This window comes from Maridesulfovibrio sp., from assembly GCF_963678865.1.
Taxonomy (GTDB): Bacteria; Desulfobacterota; Desulfovibrionia; order Desulfovibrionales; family Desulfovibrionaceae; genus Maridesulfovibrio.
The window spans coordinates 2,419,781-2,434,277 of record NZ_OY787459.1 but is presented as its reverse complement, the minus strand read 5'-3'; the positions used below and the strand labels follow the sequence as shown (position 1 = coordinate 2,434,277).

The window sequence follows — 14,497 nt, the reverse complement described above, 5'->3', positions numbered from 1 at the left end:
CGAAATCAGATTATCAATAGCGCGAAGCGCATCAAATTTAATTATTTTTTTTGCTTCTTGATGAGGCCGTTATGGGTTATAGATATGTCTTCGGACCGGTTTTTTCCGGTAGGATAGGGCGTTCACTGGGGCTGGACCTTCTTGGTCGCAGGATTTGCTCCATGGATTGTGTGTACTGCGAAGTAGGCAAAACCGACCTGCTTTCCAGTGAGCGTGATGTTTATGTACCAGCGGCTGACATTCTTGAGGAATTGGAGAAATGGAAGCAGGAGGGGCATCAGCCGCCCGAGGTTATAACGCTGGGTGGGCTGGGAGAGCCGACCCTCAATGCAGAGATGCCGGAAATAATTCGCGGCATAAAAAAACTTTTCCCGTCCATGCCAGTGGCCGTGCTGACAAACGCGACCACCATGACGGACCCCGAAGTGAGAAAGGAACTGCTGGAAGCTGATGTGGTGCTTCCATCCATGGATTCCCTTGTTGCTTCGGAATTCAGGGCCATAAACAGGCCGTGCAAAGGGACTGACCCCACGGCAATTGCCAAAGCCCTGATCGAATTCCGCAAGGAGTTCAACGGTAAGATTTTTCTGGAAGTGCTCCTTTCACGGGGATACAACGATTCGGATGAGAACCTTTCTCTTATGAAAGATTTTTGTGCCGAGCTTGCCCCGGACCGCATTGATGTGGTCACACTTTCGCGTCCCGGTACTCTGGATAAGGCCGGTCCGGTTAATTCCGAGACCCTAGGCCGCTGGAAAAAGGTTCTTGATGCCGCGCCCTGCAAAGACAGGGATTGCGGACCTGAGACCGGCGCAAAGAAAAGGAGCGGTGTGGAGACTCTGGCCCATGTGCAGGGCGAAGACTCCCACGCATTTGACCGGATTCAGGCTTCTATCATGCGCAGGCCGCAAACAGCGCAACAGCTTTCCGGAGCCCTTGAGATTCCCTTGGATAAGGTGAATCAGGTGCTCGTGGAACTGGAAAAAAGCGGCAGACTGCACGTCAGGCAGACAGGAAATGACATCTATTACGATTGCAGGCTTGACGGAGAATCATGACATAAGCTTCTGGGTCCGGGGAAAATTTAATAACTTTTCTTTGGATTGAAAATGACAGGTAAAAAACAGAAGAAAAAAGAGAAAATGTTTATCAGCGTGCTCCCCGGCGAACAGGTGGAAGTAGCGCTGACTCAGGAAGGTCAGGTTATTGAGTATTACGTTGAAATGCTCCATCAGGCCAAGACCAAAGGTAACATTTACAAAGGTTACATTCACAACATAGATGCCGCGTTGCAGGCTGCTTTCATCAACTACGGGGCTGAACGTAACGGTTTCTTGCAGGTTGATGAGGTGCATCCTGAATACTATCAGGGCGTCTACAAGCTCAAGAAAGGACACCGCTATCCTCTGCTCCAGAAGGTGCTTAAGCCGGGACAGGAGATTTTTACGCAGGTGGTAAAGGAACCCACCGGCAAGAAGGGCGCGTTCCTTTCTTCGTATCTTTCTATTCCGGGCCGTTATTTCGTGCTCACTCCCGGACGGGAGCAGATCGGTATTTCCCGTAAGATTGAAGACGAAAAGGAACGCGAAAGACTTAAGGAACTCATCGAAGAGGTCAATCCCGGAGTCGGGGTGGGCGTTATCGTGCGTACCGCCAGCAAGGGCCAGAGCAAATCCGCCCTTCGTCGCGATTTTAAATTCCTGACCCGTCTTTGGAATGACATTCGCGAAAAGGGGCAGGACGCAAAGCCTCCGTCTCTCGTTTATGAGGAAATGGGTCTGGCTGCTCGTGCCGTGCGTGATTATTTGTCTTCCGATGTTGTTGAAATCTGGGTTGATGATCAGGAAACTCTGGAGCAGGTCAAGAAACTGGCAACTCTGTCTTTTCCCCGCCGTTCAAATCTGGTCAAGCTGCATTCCGATACCGACAAATCCCTTTGGGAGCGGTTTAATCTGGTCAGGCAGATTGAGCAGATTTATGGACGCGAGGTAAATCTGCCCTCCGGCGGACGCCTTGTCTTCGATCAGACCGAGGCCCTGACCGCAATCGACATTAACTCCGGTAAGATCGGCGGCGAACGCAATTTCAAGGAAATGGCGTTGAAGACCAACAAAGAAAGTGCTGAAATGATTGCCCGCCAACTCAAGCTGCGCGACCTCGGCGGTCAGGTGGTTATCGATTTCATTGAGATGAAAGATCCCAAGCATTGCCGCGAAGTGGAAAAGACCATGCGGGCCGCGCTTAAGGGTGACCGTGCTCGTACCGATGTGGGCCGAATCTCCCGTTTCGGGCTCATGGAGCTGGTCCGTCAGCGTCTGGGATCATCTGCGATTGCCGTTTCCACCGAGGCATGCCCCTGCTGTGACGGCACAGGCATCCGCCGCAATATGGAATGGCAGGCTATGCAGGCCCTTAAAGATATTTACCGCATGCTGCGTAAGCCCACCGCAGAGTCTCCACTGGTTTACGAGGCGGAAGAGGAACTGTCTCTTTACCTGCTTAATCACAAGCGCGATGCAATCATCGAGTACGAAAAGATGTTCGATACCAAGATTAATATCGAAATCCAGTGGAATGAATAATTAATAAATCAGAGGGGGAGTGTTCAACGCTCCCTCTCTGATAACTAAGAATATGTCTTCTAAAAGAATACTCCTCCACGCCTGTTGCGGTCCTTGTTCCATCACCACTATCGATGCATTGCGTGATCAGGGCTTTGAAGTTGCCGCATTTTTTTACAATCCTAACATTCATCCCCTGCAGGAATACCTGCGCCGCCGGGACGGTTTTCTTGAAGTCTGCGAAAAGATGAATGTAAAGGTCATCGGCAGGCTTGATGAATACGATTCCAAAAAATGGTTCCGCAATGCGGCTTTCCGTGAAGCCAACCGCTGCTTTCATTGCTACGCTGATCGTTTGGAGCGGACCCTTTCCCTTGCCAAACGTGGCGGTTTCGACTTTTATACCACTACGTTGCTTTACAGCAAATTCCAGCAGCATGAACGCATTGCCGAGCTTGGAAAAGATATGGCCGGGAAAAGCAAGTGTGAATTTTACTACTACGATTTTCGCGAAGGTTGGAAAGAAGGGATTGAACGGTCCAAGGAAATGGGCATCTACCGCCAGCAGTATTGCGGTTGCCTGTTCAGCGAAAATGAGCGTTATGAAAAGGAGCTGATCAACTCTTAGCTTGTTTTAATGTCTCTCTGTGGTTATTCTGTTCTAAGGTGTCAGAATCGAAAGCAGTGTGGCTGCTTTTTTATATATTTTGATAGCAACAGGATGAGGTTGACATGGAAAAGCATCTTCTGGTTTGTGTTCGTACGGATTACACAGCTTCATATGCGGTCAGGTTTATAAAAGATTTTTTTCACTCACCATGTGATGTGCATATCACTCTCTTTAATGTAGCGCCTCCTAAGAACTCCTGGAGCAAAGGAGCACTGACAAAGGGACGGCAATTGTTGGAAGAGACCCGGCAATGGTTCATCAACCACAGCTTTTGCGAAGAAAGCAAGATTGACATAAAGAGTATGCATTCCCGTGGGAACACGGCCCGAGAGATAGTGCAGGAAGGGCACAAGGGCATGTATGATGCAGTCATTCTAGGTCGGCAGGCCCAGTCCGTGGTTGAGGAGTTCTTCGATTACAGCGTCGGTTCCAAGGTTCTCTGGGAGGAAATTGATTTTCCCCTCTGGTTCTGTAAATGCCCGGTGGAGAGTCCCCGTAAGGATGTGCTGCTTTGTGTTGACGAGGATGCCCCTTCGCAGAGAATTGCGGATCATGTGGGGTTTATGCTCGGGGATAACCCCAACCATGACATCACAATGCTCCATGTGCATAACTCCAAAGAGAAGGGTGCGACAACTTCGGAAGATATTTTTGAGATCACCCGCGGACACCTTGAAGGAAACGGCGTCGCTTCAGAACGCATTAATGAACTGGTTGTTGACGGGGATGATGTGGTCAAGGCCGTATTAGAGCAGGTAGCCAGTAAGCCTTATGCCGCTGTTGCCGCCGGACGGGGCATTCATGACAAGACCGCAATTGAAAAGCTTTTTCCCCGCTCGATTAGCGTGAAGTTGCTGCAGCAACTGGAAGGGGCTGCTTTGTGGGTTAGTCAGTAAACTTGTTTAGATCTGTTAAGGTTTTTATATATGGGAATGCCCCCGGCTTTTTTTAATGCTCCGCTGCTGCGTGGAGACGGCAGTGAGTCCAGAAACCTTCTGGTCTACATTCATGTGCCTTTCTGTAAACGCAAATGCAACTATTGCGCTTTTCACTCCCAGCCTTTTGAGCAGGTCAGTTTTGCATGGTACATGAAGACCCTGTTGGCCGAGATTGAACTCTGGGGCAAGAGATTAAAGAGTCCGCGTATCGGCACGGTATATTTCGGTGGGGGAACCCCCAGCCTGATTTCTCCTTTTCAGCTTGAGCTGATCATGGACGCGCTGCGCAAACACTTTACTTTTACCAAGGGGATGGAAATAACCCTTGAGGCCAACCCCGATTCCGCAAATGATATTTCATATTTCAAAGCCCTCTACGATATGGGTATCAATAGGCTCAGCCTCGGTTTTCAGTCTCTTGATGACCGTAACCTTGAAATTCTTGGACGTCCGCATTCCGCAAGGCAGGCAACGGAAGCCTATTATCTGGCCCGTAAAGCCGGGTTCGGCAATATCAGCATTGACCTGATCTGGGGGCTGCCGCGCCAGAAAGTCAAGGATTGGAACAATGAATTAAAAGCTGTGGTCCATCTTAAACCGGAGCATATGTCCTGTTACGGGCTGTCTATTGAGCCGGGGACTGTTTTCGGGCAACGGGCTGAAGATCTTGATATGGAACTGCCCCCTGAAGGGGAACAGGCCCGTATGTTTATTTACGGGGCTGAATATCTGGAATCCATGGGTTACATCCAGTATGAGATTTCGAACTTTGCGCGTATGGGTTTTATGTCCCGTCACAATCAGGGATATTGGGACCGCATGGATTATCTTGGACTGGGCCCGTCAGCAGTCTCCACAATCGGCAACCGCAGATTTACCAATCCTCGCTACATGGATGAATATGATGCTGCTGTCAGGGGTGGCTTTGTCGGGGATGATTTTGAGGAACTCACCGATGAAATCAAGGCTCAGGAACTTATCATGCTCTGCCTGAGGACAACAAAAGGCCTAAAGCTATCCGATTATACGGAACTTACCGGACGCGACCTGACCAAGGAAAAAGGGTCAATCATCAAGGCCCTGCATCAGAACGGACTTATCCGTATGAGTGCAGGCTATCTGCGCCTGACCAAGAACGGCATGCTGGTTTCAAATTCTATTTTGGAGTCCCTTGCGTTCAGTTAGGGAAGCAGATTTGATGCGCTATCGCGCTTTTGATTAAGAATGCCTCCGGCACCCCTCCGGAGTCCAAAGAAACTTTTGAGAAAAGAGTCTCTGGACTCTTCAAAACTTTTTAATAAGGTTTTTCCGCGTTGGTTGATAAATCGTCAGTTATTTAAGATTCCCGTCGCAAAATTCCAGTGCCGCCAGCACGGCTTTATCCATGTCGTAGTACTTGTAGCGGCCCAGCCTGCCGAGAAAATGCACTTTATCAAGTCCTGACGCTTCCTCTAAATATAACTCCAGACGGTTGCGGTCTGCGTCCGTGTTTACCGGGTAGTACGGTTCATCTCCCTGCTTCCATTTCATGGAAAATTCGCGGGCTGTGACCGTTCGCTTGCTTTTGTTTTCGTGTTCCGGGTGCAGGTGCCTATATTCATGAATGCGGGTGTAGGGAACGTCTATATCGGCGTAATTCATGACAGAGGTCCCTTGATAGTCGGGAACGTCTTCCACCCGGTATTCAAAGCGCAGGGAACGCCATGTGAGTTCCCCGTGGCAGTAGTTGAAGTATTTGTCTATCGGTCCGCTGTAGTAGATTCTGCAGTCCTGCGGCAGTTCGTTTTTCAATTCAAAGAAATCAGAGTTCAGCCGTGTTTCTATGAGTTCATGGTCCAGCATGCGTTCGAACATTTTGGTATATCCGTTCCACGGCAGCCCCTGATAGCGGTCGGTGAAGTAGTCGCATTCATAGGTATGCCGGAAGGGCAGCCTTGTGATGATGGATGCATCCAGCTCTTTGGGATCACATTCCCACTGTTTTAGGGTGTAGCCTTTTACGAATGCTTCATACAATTCACGCCCGATGAGGCTGATGGCTTTTTCTTCAAGGTTTTGAGGATTGATAATGTTTTCCTGTGCGCTCTTGCTGGCGATGAAGTCGCCCACCTCGTGTGGCTTCAGGCTGATCCCGAAAAAGGAATTGATGGTCTGCAAATTGACCGGCATATGGAAGGTCCGGCCTTTATAGGTGGTCACTACCTTGTGGCGATAGCTGTTGAATTCTGTGAAGCGGTTCAGGAAATCCCAGACGCGCCGCTCTTTGGTATGGAAAATATGGGTGCCGTAGCTGTGGATTTCTATTCCTGTCTCTTCATCAATCTGGCTGTGACAGTTGCCCCCGATGTGGTTGCGTTTGTCGATGACAAGGACTTTCTCGCCCATGTTATCAGCAATGTGTCTGGCAACAGTACAACCGGTAATTCCGGCACCTACTATGATATGTTTATACTCCATGATGTCTCCGGCTGCTGGGGAACTTATCAATAAGCTTCACAGTGTGGTTTTCTAAATCCGAAAAAAATAAAGCCCGTAATATCTTGAGATACTACGGGCTTATTCTAATCATGTCGAGTTTGCCAAGCTGAACGGCGAAGCCCTACTAAAAAAGTTTGGGATTTTTAAACCCTTTCAAAGGGTTTAAGCCGCCGGAGGCAAAATCTTTTCATCCAAACACGCGAAGCGCAGTGAGGATTTATTTCATATACTTCAAGAACGGGTTGTCCTGCGAGAGGATCAGCTTCGTTTTTCCAGCTCTGAATCCTTTCTCGTAGGCTTCGAGAGATTTCTGGAATTCATAGAAACGCGGGTCTTTACCAAAGCTTTCGGCATAGGTTTTGGTCGCGATTGCATCACCTTCACCTCGTAGGATGTCGGACTTGAGGTTCGCATCAGCAAACAGGATGGTTCTTTCCTTGTCGGCCTGTGCAGTGATGCGGGCCGCTGCTTCGCTACCCTGTGAGCGATATTGTTTGGCCATACGTTCACGTTCTGCGCGCATGCGTCCGTAAATAGCACGGGCGTTTTCAGGCGGCAGATCCGTACGCTTGATGCGAACATCAAGGACTTCAATACCGTAAGGCTTAAGTAGGGCATTGGAGGTCTGGGTGACTTCTTCCATTATGGAAGTACGGTCACTGGAGATGATTTCGATCAAAGTATAGCGACCGAGGGCAACACGGAGTTCCGCGTAGATAATATCATCCAGCCGGGCCTGGGCACGGGGGATGGAGCGCACGGTGCGGTAGAACTGCAAGGGATCGCTTATGCGCCACTTGGAGTAGTTGTCCACAACCATGTTCTTTTTATCTTTGGTCAGGATTTCAGCCGGACGGGCATCATATTCCAGAAGGCGTGAATCAAAGTAGATCACGTTCTGGACAAAGGGCAGCTTGAAATGCAGCCCCGGTCCCATGGGTCCAGATTTGGGCTTACCAAGCTGGAGCACAATGGCTTTCTCGGTCTGCTTAACAATATATGCACTCTGTGCAATCCCCAGTACGGCAACAATAATTAGTATTGCCAGGGGAGCGGAACCTTTTTTGAGTAAACTCATATTCTTATCCCCTATTTTTTGCCGGTGTTGATGGGAAGTCCCTTTCCGTCCAGAGAAAGGAAAGGAAGTGTTTTTTGGGCCGCATCGTTGGAAAGAATCACTTTTTCTATGCTCGGATAGGAAAGGATGTTTTGCATGGTTTCAAGGTACATACGTTTAACCGTGATGTCTTTGGCCTTTTTGTATTCCTTGTACACAGCCATGAAACGCTTGGCCTGACCTTCCGCAAGGCGGATTTTAGATTCCTTGTAGGCTTCCGCTTTGTTAACCATAACCGCTGCTTGACCTCTTGCCTTGGGCAGGATGTCGTTGCGGTATGCTTCCGCTTCGTTGATGTAACGGCTTTTGTCCTCACGGGCCGATGCAACGTCCTTAAAGGCGTCCACAACTTCGTTCGGCGGATGCACGTTCTGCAACTGTACTGCCAGTACATTCACTCCGAGTTGGTAGCGGTCCACAATGCTTTGCAGCAGGCCACGTGTTTCAGTCTGAATTTGGAGCTTACCGGTAGTCAGGGCCAGTTCGATCTTGGTTTTACCGATAATTTCACGCATGGCTGCTTCGGCAGCATCCTGAATGGTTTTCGGTTGGTTGCTGACTTCGAAAAGATAGTTCACCGGATCTTTGATCTGGTATTGTACGATGAACTGAACATCGACAATGTTCTCGTCACCGGTCAGCATGAGGGATTCCTCGGGTACATTGCGCGACTGTCCTTGGGTGAAGGAGCGCGAAGAACCATAGGAACGGAAACCCACTTCCACACGTCTGATTTGTGTGACTTTAGGCTTCATGACCGATTCAATGGGAATCGGCAGGTGGTAATGCGGTCCGGGTGAGGTGGTATCCACGTATTTACCGAACCTTGTTACCACACCGACTTCATCCGGTTCAACAATATACACCCCGGAAAGAAACCAGAGCAGGATGATGCCGATGATGATAAATTTCCCGCCCGGCACGCCGGTTCCGCGGAGTTTTTTGATCGTGGAGTTGATATCATCCACATTAGGCGGTTTAGGAGTTCCTCCTCCGCCTTTATTCCTCTGCCGTTGTTCAGATAATTTGTCCCAGTCCCAGTTCATGTAAATTTGATAGGTGAGATGGACCGACATATCAAGGAAAATCGGATACGCTGGCCTGCATGTTAATGAAATAATAACTTCCGTGCGTGTGTTCAGCAATCAGGGGGAGTTATCGGTTTCCTGTGACGCATTAACAAATATGCACAGATTATATCAATTTTTCCTAAAGATAAAACCTTAAAAGCAGTTGCTTAAAAAAAGAATACTTTTTGGCCCTTGGTTTTGACACATGTTAAATTACCTTTTATCTGCAGTTTTGATCTAATTAACCTTGCCGGAGAATAAGATGAAGGAAATCAGGAAAGAGATATTCAGGGCTTATGATATCCGTGGAATTGTGAATCAGGACTTTGATGAAGAATGGGTGGAGCGTTTGGGACGGGCCTGCGGTACATGGTTCCGCTCCCGGGGATGGGACCGGGCCGTGGTCGGTCATGACTGCCGGCACAGTTCCCCGGCCTACCAGCAGGCCATGGGACGTGGGCTCAATGCCTCCGGCGTTGATGTCCTATTTTTGAATCTGGTACCTTCCCCTGTTTTTTATTTTGCAGCGAAGAAATTGGATTACAAGGCGGGGGTTATGATCACTGCAAGCCATAATCCTCCAGAATTCAACGGCTTCAAGGTCTGGGGGAATGAGACAACAATACATACCGATGACATTCAGGAAATATACAAGATCATGGAGTCGGGCAGTTTTGTTGATGGAAACGGCATGGTCTCTTATCATGATATTGTCCCGTTTTATCTTGAAGATCTGCTTTCCGGCATTAAGCTCAAGCGCCCGGTGAAAGTTGTGCTTGATGGAGGAAACGGAGCCGGGGGCCATATTGCTCTCGAGCTGCTGCGCCGCGCCGGTGCTGACGTTATTCCCCAGTACTGCGAACCGGACGGAGATTTCCCCAACCATCATCCGGACCCGGTGGTTGCGGAATACATGGGTGATCTTTTCAAGGCGGTTGTCGAGCACGGTGCGGAAGTGGGGATCGGCCTTGACGGTGATGCCGACCGTATCGGTGCAGTGGATGAGAAGGGCAATCTTGTACCCGGAGACAGGCTTCTGGCAGTCTATGCCCGTGAAATGCTGGAACGCAAACCCGGTGAGACAGTTGTGGCCGATGTTAAATGCAGCCATCTTTTCTTCAATGATGTTGCCGAACACGGCGGCAAGCCGCTCATGGCCCGTACGGGACACTCGGTAATGAAAGCCAAGATGATTGAGACCGGGGCCGGACTGGGCGGTGAGATGAGCGGGCATATTTTCTTTGCCGACCGGTTTTACGGTTTTGATGACGGCCTTTATTCCGCTTTGCGCTTGCTGGAGATTCTTTCCAACGCAGATATTCCGCTTTCAGGAATGTGGGATGAATGGCCGCAAACTTATTTTACTCCGGAACTGCGTGTTGAATATCCCGAGGAAATCAAGTTCAAGCTGGTTGAAAGGGCAGCAGAGGAGCTTGCCAGAGATTATGAGGTTATAGACACAGATGGGGTGCGCGTTGTTTTTGAAGGCGGCTGGGCGCTTGTGCGGGCTTCAAACACACAGGCTGCATTGACTCTGCGCTTTGAAGCCTCTTCAGAGGAACAGCTTTCGGAAATCAAAGAGGCCGTGGAATCCCTGCTGCAGAGGCTGGCAAAGGAGCTTGGGGCTTAGCTGTCTTTTTTATACAAGAGTAAATACTTGATACCACCAGTACTTGAAGGTAATGCTTTTATACTGTTTTAATATATTTAGCTGAACAAGGTATGACCCATGGCATTGTTTATTAAACCTCACGGTAAGACCGGCACGGAAAAATTTTTGAGAATAATCGGGATGGCCATAATCCTGGGTTTGGTTGTGTACGCCTTCTGGATTAACAACCAGTCCACGCTGGAAAAAATTCAGGCCCGGAACGCTCTATGGGATCAGACCAAAGTTTTGAGCAAATCCGAGCGGGATTTTACTCAGGGTTTTATCCGGAGCATGCGTAATGAGTTCGGGGTCAAGGTGCGTATCCAGATTATTCTCGATCCGATCACAGAGCAGGAAGTTGATCCCAAGGAACTCTTGATTGTGATTTCTCCGCCCACTCAGACTGTGGGCATGTATTTTCCCGGCCTTGTTCGTCATGCCCTGGGTAAAAAATTTATTTCCGAGCTTGAAAACAAACATTTTACCAACCATTTTTCTGATGATGAGTGGCCTGCTTCACTCATGACCTGTCTATCCATGATCTGGGAACGGCTGGTGAATGTTGATTCCAATCAGTCCGTTCCGAAAGTAAGCACAGATGGAAATGACGGTTTGCCCGACCCTGAATCTTCAGTTCACAAGGAATAACGCATTTAATGTCTAAAAAGAAACTTACAATTTATACCGATGGTTCCTGCCTCGGTAATCCCGGTAAGGGTGGCTACGGAGCTGTGCTCCTTTTTAACGAACATCGCAAGGAACTTTCACAGGGCTACAAAAAGACCACCAACAACCGTATGGAGATGAGGGCGGTTATCGCGGCTTTGACTGAACTAAAGGAACCTTGCGAAGTCACCCTCTATACAGATTCACAGTATGTGAAGAATGCCTTCACCAAGAAGTGGATTGATAACTGGCAGAAAAACGGCTGGAAGACCGCAGCCAAGAAGCCGGTCAAGAACAAGGACCTCTGGTTGCAGTTCATTCCTCTTTTGGAAACCCATGACGTGACCTTTCGCTGGGTTAAAGGCCATGCCGGGGACCCGGAAAATGAGCGTTGTGACGATCTGGCCCGCACCGCTGCATCATCCGGTGATCTGATTGAAGACGAGGGAGCTTAGTAATTTAAAAGGGGGTGGAAGTTTTTACTTCCACCCCCTTTTAAATTATTTAATCACACTTGATATATCGTTGTAGATAGTTGTCTTTTTAACAAAGCGTGGTTTGGCAGACATGCTGGTATCCACTTTGGATGCGTCCACAAAGTCTATGCCCGGCATATCCGAGTTGTTGACAACATCCCCGAGCCTGACTCCGGCCCGTTTTTTGTGGGCGAGGGTCAGTTGTTCATCATCATCAGATATATAGACTGTGATCAGCGCACCGGTATTGTGCAGCCGGGGCAGTATGGTTTCTGCAAACGTGCTGCGGTTGATGTCCGGGGCGATGAGGATCAGTTCCCTTATGCGCGCCATGTCTTCCGGGGCGAGTTGCACTTCCGTCAATGCCTTGCAGAGCGGCAGGCAGCCCATGCTGTGCCCTATGAGATAGATGTTTTCCGCATCCAGTTTTTCCGTGACGGTTTTGATGAATTCGGTCAGTTTCGGGACAGAGGACATCGCATTCTGTTCGTCCTGTCTGTAGTCGCTTTGCGCCGGCCAGCTGAAAAATAGAGGTGCGCCCTGATATTGCATTTGGTAGCTCATGCGGGCAGTGCTTTGGGCAGCTTCTCCAAACGAAACGTTAAAACCGTGTACGAATACCAGCGCGGAGTTGTCAGGATTATTTGCAATCCGCTTGGAGAGGATGGTCTCAAACGAACGAGAGGGCAGCGGGCGTACGTCTTTCAGCGTGTAGCTTCCTGCAGGGCTCAACCCATAAGAAGTCATGGTGAACCGTGATTTTTTCAGGTTTTTAATTTTTTTATCGTAAGGAACTGCTACGGTGCAGGCTCCCCAACTCAGGTCGCCGTTCTCATTGCTGAAAAACTTATCCGGAACCGTGCTGCCTCCAGGCCGGCGGTCGGTTCCGTAGAATAGCTCGATTTCTTGAAAAGGATTTTCAGTAGTAAGGGCCCTGGTAAGGTCATCTCCCCACTTATTGATGGTTTCAGTGCTGTTTTTTGAACATCCCGAAGCTATTAGCAGAGAGACAAAAGTCAGAATAATTGCCGCGTTTTTTGCAGGAGAATATCTATTCATACCGGAGTGCCTTCCTTAATCGTGCGTATTAAAATTATATTTTTTGTATAATTCTTATAGCACAACGGCTGGAAGCCGCAACCGGTCTGAAAATAGAACTCGTATTTAATAGTCTGCAAGCCAGTTACTGGGGATAGACCAGCACCCGGATTGAGCCGAATCAACCAGTGCATCTAGAAGACGGGCTACTCCGTATTCATCGCAGGCGGGGATGTGCAAGTCTGCTGCAGGCAAAGCTTCGGGAGCGGCATTTGCGACTACAGCACTCAAGCCCACATGCCCGAACATGGTCAAGTCATTCTCGCTGTCTCCGATGGCAATGGAGTTGAGGTCTGACCAGCCTGCTTCCTTCATTATCTGCATCATGGCGGAATGCTTGCCGTGTCCCGCAGGGCCTATTTCCAGAAAGTCTTCGGCTGTACGCACGCAGCTCATGCCGTATTCATGGGCCAGATTGCGTACAAGTTCACATTGTTCAATCTGGTCACGGTGTGAAAAGGTCAGGATTTTAATGGCGCTTTTGTCTTCCGGGGTAGGTCCTGATTTCGGCAGGATTTCACCGACCATGGCAAAGTCATTAATTTCTTTGGGAGTCAAATCGGAACGGGTCCATATTCCGTCGCTCACGTAAGTGGCATAGTTGACACCTGCACTGATAAGAGCGTCTTCGATTGCTTTGAAAGGTTCTACTGTATCCCCGAAAACCTCCAGCCTGCCGTTGCGGACAATCACCGAACCGTTGACTCCGGCATGGGCGGTATGTTCTCCGACACTGCTGATCAGGTGTGGTACGCTGATCATATGTTTTCCGGTGATGAGCGAAAAATGTCCGCCTGCTGTGGTGTAGCGGTTAATGGCATTTAAGGATCTGCGGTCAATGCGTTCGCCGGGTTTGATCAGGGTGTTGTCGATATCGCAGAAAATCCAGGGCAGACTTTTACCCTGCGCGCAGGAGATTGTTCTGGTGTAGTCCTGCTGGTTCTGACGGGCGTAGGGCAGAGTTTTACGCGCTATGGAAGGAGGTACGGAATCCATGCCGAATCTATTTTCAAGTTCAGCAATGCGCTGGCCGAAGGAATAGGATTCTCCAACGGGGGAGGTCCTGAAATCACAATAGGCCACAGCTTTGTGAATGGGGCTGTCGTAATCTGGACCGGGGAAATTATCGTATATTGCCTTTATTTCCGGTAAGCTTTCGATTTCCACCGGGGTGCTGGAATGCCAGAGAACTGCTCGTATCAAATCTTCCGGAGCATTGCAGTGGGCAAGGTATGCGGCACCGTCAAGGGGATGAAAACCGGTGTTTTTCAGTTTCTCGGAGTAACCGACGTCATGAAACAGGGCTGCAGTAATTATTTTTTCCGCTGTCCTGGCATCGTAGTCCATTTGGTCGGCCAGTCTGCGGGCGGTTTTGCAGGCCTGCCGCATGTGGGCCAGTCTGGTTGAGTCTGCCGGGAAGAAGGAAGCCGCCAGTTCATCGGTTAGTTTGTTCGAAACCGGACCGAGCGGTTCAGGAAATATTTTTTTCAGAATAGAAGATATGTTCACGGAAAGCTCCATTTGCTCCCGGCGGCCCTCTGGACTCTTCAAAACTTTTTGTTAGGGCTTCGCCGTTGCTGGCGCGGATTAATAAAATTAATATAAATAAAAGATTTTGGGATTCTTAAACCCTTTTGCAAAAGGGTTTAAGGCCCCCGGCATGGTCGCCGAAGGCTTCTTAATTCGTAATTCTTGAGGCTGTAAAGTCAAGCGGCATTTGGGCCCCCAGAAAAAGCAGGCCGCTCGGGATTACTCCCAAGCGGCCTGAAATA

At 49.2% G+C, this 14,497-nt stretch carries 13 protein-coding genes; 8 read left to right on the top strand and 5 right to left on the bottom strand.

The features are described 5' to 3' along the window. The first annotated feature begins 71 nt into the window (after positions 1 to 71). The 5 genes from ACKU41_RS11140 (at position 72) to hemW (ending at position 5,354) form a co-directional block, all read left to right on the top strand. Positions 72 to 1,058, top strand: a complete 987-nt coding sequence (locus ACKU41_RS11140) for a radical SAM protein (protein ID WP_319777446.1) — start codon at positions 72 to 74, stop codon at positions 1,056 to 1,058. 51 nt (positions 1,059 to 1,109) lie between these two features. After that, positions 1,110 to 2,582 carry an Rne/Rng family ribonuclease gene (locus ACKU41_RS11135; protein WP_319777445.1) on the top strand — a complete coding sequence of 491 codons (1,473 nt, stop codon included), beginning with the start codon at positions 1,110 to 1,112 and terminating at the stop codon, positions 2,580 to 2,582. Between the two features lie 52 nt (positions 2,583 to 2,634). After that, a complete protein-coding gene (locus tag ACKU41_RS11130) occupies positions 2,635 to 3,189 on the top strand; it encodes an epoxyqueuosine reductase QueH (protein ID WP_319777444.1) in 555 nt (184 codons plus the stop codon). Positions 3,190 to 3,293: 104 nt separating this feature from the next. Further along, complete coding sequence (locus ACKU41_RS11125; RefSeq protein WP_319777443.1) at positions 3,294 to 4,127, top strand: universal stress protein; 834 nt, start codon at positions 3,294 to 3,296, stop codon at positions 4,125 to 4,127. 30 nt (positions 4,128 to 4,157) lie between these two features. Then, a complete protein-coding gene (gene hemW, locus ACKU41_RS11120) occupies positions 4,158 to 5,354 on the top strand; it encodes a radical SAM family heme chaperone HemW (RefSeq protein WP_321400789.1) in 1,197 nt (398 codons plus the stop codon). A 147-nt stretch (positions 5,355 to 5,501) separates the two neighbouring features. On the opposite strand, the gene glf is transcribed toward hemW, so the two are convergent. From glf to hflK, 3 genes are all read right to left on the bottom strand, one after another. Beyond that, positions 5,502 to 6,626 carry a UDP-galactopyranose mutase gene (gene glf, locus ACKU41_RS11115; protein ID WP_321400787.1) on the bottom strand — a complete coding sequence of 375 codons (1,125 nt, stop codon included), beginning with the start codon at positions 6,624 to 6,626 and terminating at the stop codon, positions 5,502 to 5,504. Positions 6,627 to 6,864: 238 nt separating this feature from the next. Then, positions 6,865 to 7,725 (bottom strand): protease modulator HflC, encoded by an 861-nt coding sequence (gene hflC, locus ACKU41_RS11110; RefSeq protein WP_321400786.1) that lies wholly within the window; start codon positions 7,723 to 7,725, stop codon positions 6,865 to 6,867. Positions 7,726 to 7,736: 11 nt separating this feature from the next. Continuing rightward, complete coding sequence (gene hflK / locus ACKU41_RS11105; protein WP_319777439.1) at positions 7,737 to 8,810, bottom strand: FtsH protease activity modulator HflK; 1,074 nt, start codon at positions 8,808 to 8,810, stop codon at positions 7,737 to 7,739. A 286-nt stretch (positions 8,811 to 9,096) separates the two neighbouring features. On the opposite strand from hflK, the gene ACKU41_RS11100 reads away from it, so the two are divergent. The 3 genes from ACKU41_RS11100 to rnhA all read left to right on the top strand — a co-directional run bounded on the left by ACKU41_RS11100 (position 9,097) and on the right by rnhA (position 11,606). Next, positions 9,097 to 10,464, top strand: a complete 1,368-nt coding sequence (locus ACKU41_RS11100) for a phosphomannomutase/phosphoglucomutase (RefSeq protein ID WP_321400784.1) — start codon at positions 9,097 to 9,099, stop codon at positions 10,462 to 10,464. A gap of 99 nt (positions 10,465 to 10,563) precedes the next feature. Then, positions 10,564 to 11,133 (top strand): TPM domain-containing protein, encoded by a 570-nt coding sequence (locus ACKU41_RS11095; protein WP_321400782.1) that lies wholly within the window; start codon positions 10,564 to 10,566, stop codon positions 11,131 to 11,133. Positions 11,134 to 11,141: 8 nt separating this feature from the next. Beyond that, entirely contained in the window at positions 11,142 to 11,606 is a 465-nt protein-coding gene (rnhA, locus tag ACKU41_RS11090; protein WP_319777436.1) for a ribonuclease HI, read from the top strand. Positions 11,607 to 11,651: 45 nt separating this feature from the next. On the opposite strand, the gene ACKU41_RS11085 is transcribed toward rnhA, so the two are convergent. Beyond that, on the bottom strand, positions 11,652 to 12,686 hold the full coding sequence (locus tag ACKU41_RS11085) for an alpha/beta hydrolase (RefSeq protein WP_321400779.1): 1,035 nt from the start codon (positions 12,684 to 12,686) through the stop codon (positions 11,652 to 11,654). Positions 12,687 to 12,791: 105 nt separating this feature from the next. Continuing rightward, the gene (locus ACKU41_RS11080) at positions 12,792 to 14,234 is read right to left on the bottom strand and encodes an HAD-IIB family hydrolase (RefSeq protein ID WP_321400777.1); all 1,443 of its coding nucleotides are present in this window, start codon (positions 14,232 to 14,234) and stop codon (positions 12,792 to 12,794) included. Positions 14,235 to 14,497: the final 263 nt, after the last annotated feature.

Excerpts from the sequence above, each read along its gene's own strand:
- ACKU41_RS11085 (WP_321400779.1), bottom strand. The coding sequence starts at position 12,686 with ATGAATAGATATTCTCCTGCAAAAAACGCGGCAATTATTCTGACTTTT.
- ACKU41_RS11140 (WP_319777446.1), top strand. The coding sequence starts at position 72 with ATGGGTTATAGATATGTCTTCGGACCGGTTTTTTCCGGTAGGATAGGG.
- rnhA (WP_319777436.1), top strand. The coding sequence starts at position 11,142 with ATGTCTAAAAAGAAACTTACAATTTATACCGATGGTTCCTGCCTCGGT.
- hflK (WP_319777439.1), bottom strand. The coding sequence starts at position 8,810 with ATGAACTGGGACTGGGACAAATTATCTGAACAACGGCAGAGGAATAAA.
- hflC (WP_321400786.1), bottom strand. The coding sequence starts at position 7,725 with ATGAGTTTACTCAAAAAAGGTTCCGCTCCCCTGGCAATACTAATTATT.
- ACKU41_RS11100 (WP_321400784.1), top strand. The coding sequence starts at position 9,097 with ATGAAGGAAATCAGGAAAGAGATATTCAGGGCTTATGATATCCGTGGA.
- ACKU41_RS11125 (WP_319777443.1), top strand. The coding sequence starts at position 3,294 with ATGGAAAAGCATCTTCTGGTTTGTGTTCGTACGGATTACACAGCTTCA.
- hemW (WP_321400789.1), top strand. The coding sequence starts at position 4,158 with ATGGGAATGCCCCCGGCTTTTTTTAATGCTCCGCTGCTGCGTGGAGAC.
- ACKU41_RS11135 (WP_319777445.1), top strand. The coding sequence starts at position 1,110 with ATGACAGGTAAAAAACAGAAGAAAAAAGAGAAAATGTTTATCAGCGTG.
- ACKU41_RS11130 (WP_319777444.1), top strand. The coding sequence starts at position 2,635 with ATGTCTTCTAAAAGAATACTCCTCCACGCCTGTTGCGGTCCTTGTTCC.
- glf (WP_321400787.1), bottom strand. The coding sequence starts at position 6,626 with ATGGAGTATAAACATATCATAGTAGGTGCCGGAATTACCGGTTGTACT.
- ACKU41_RS11095 (WP_321400782.1), top strand. The coding sequence starts at position 10,564 with ATGGCATTGTTTATTAAACCTCACGGTAAGACCGGCACGGAAAAATTT.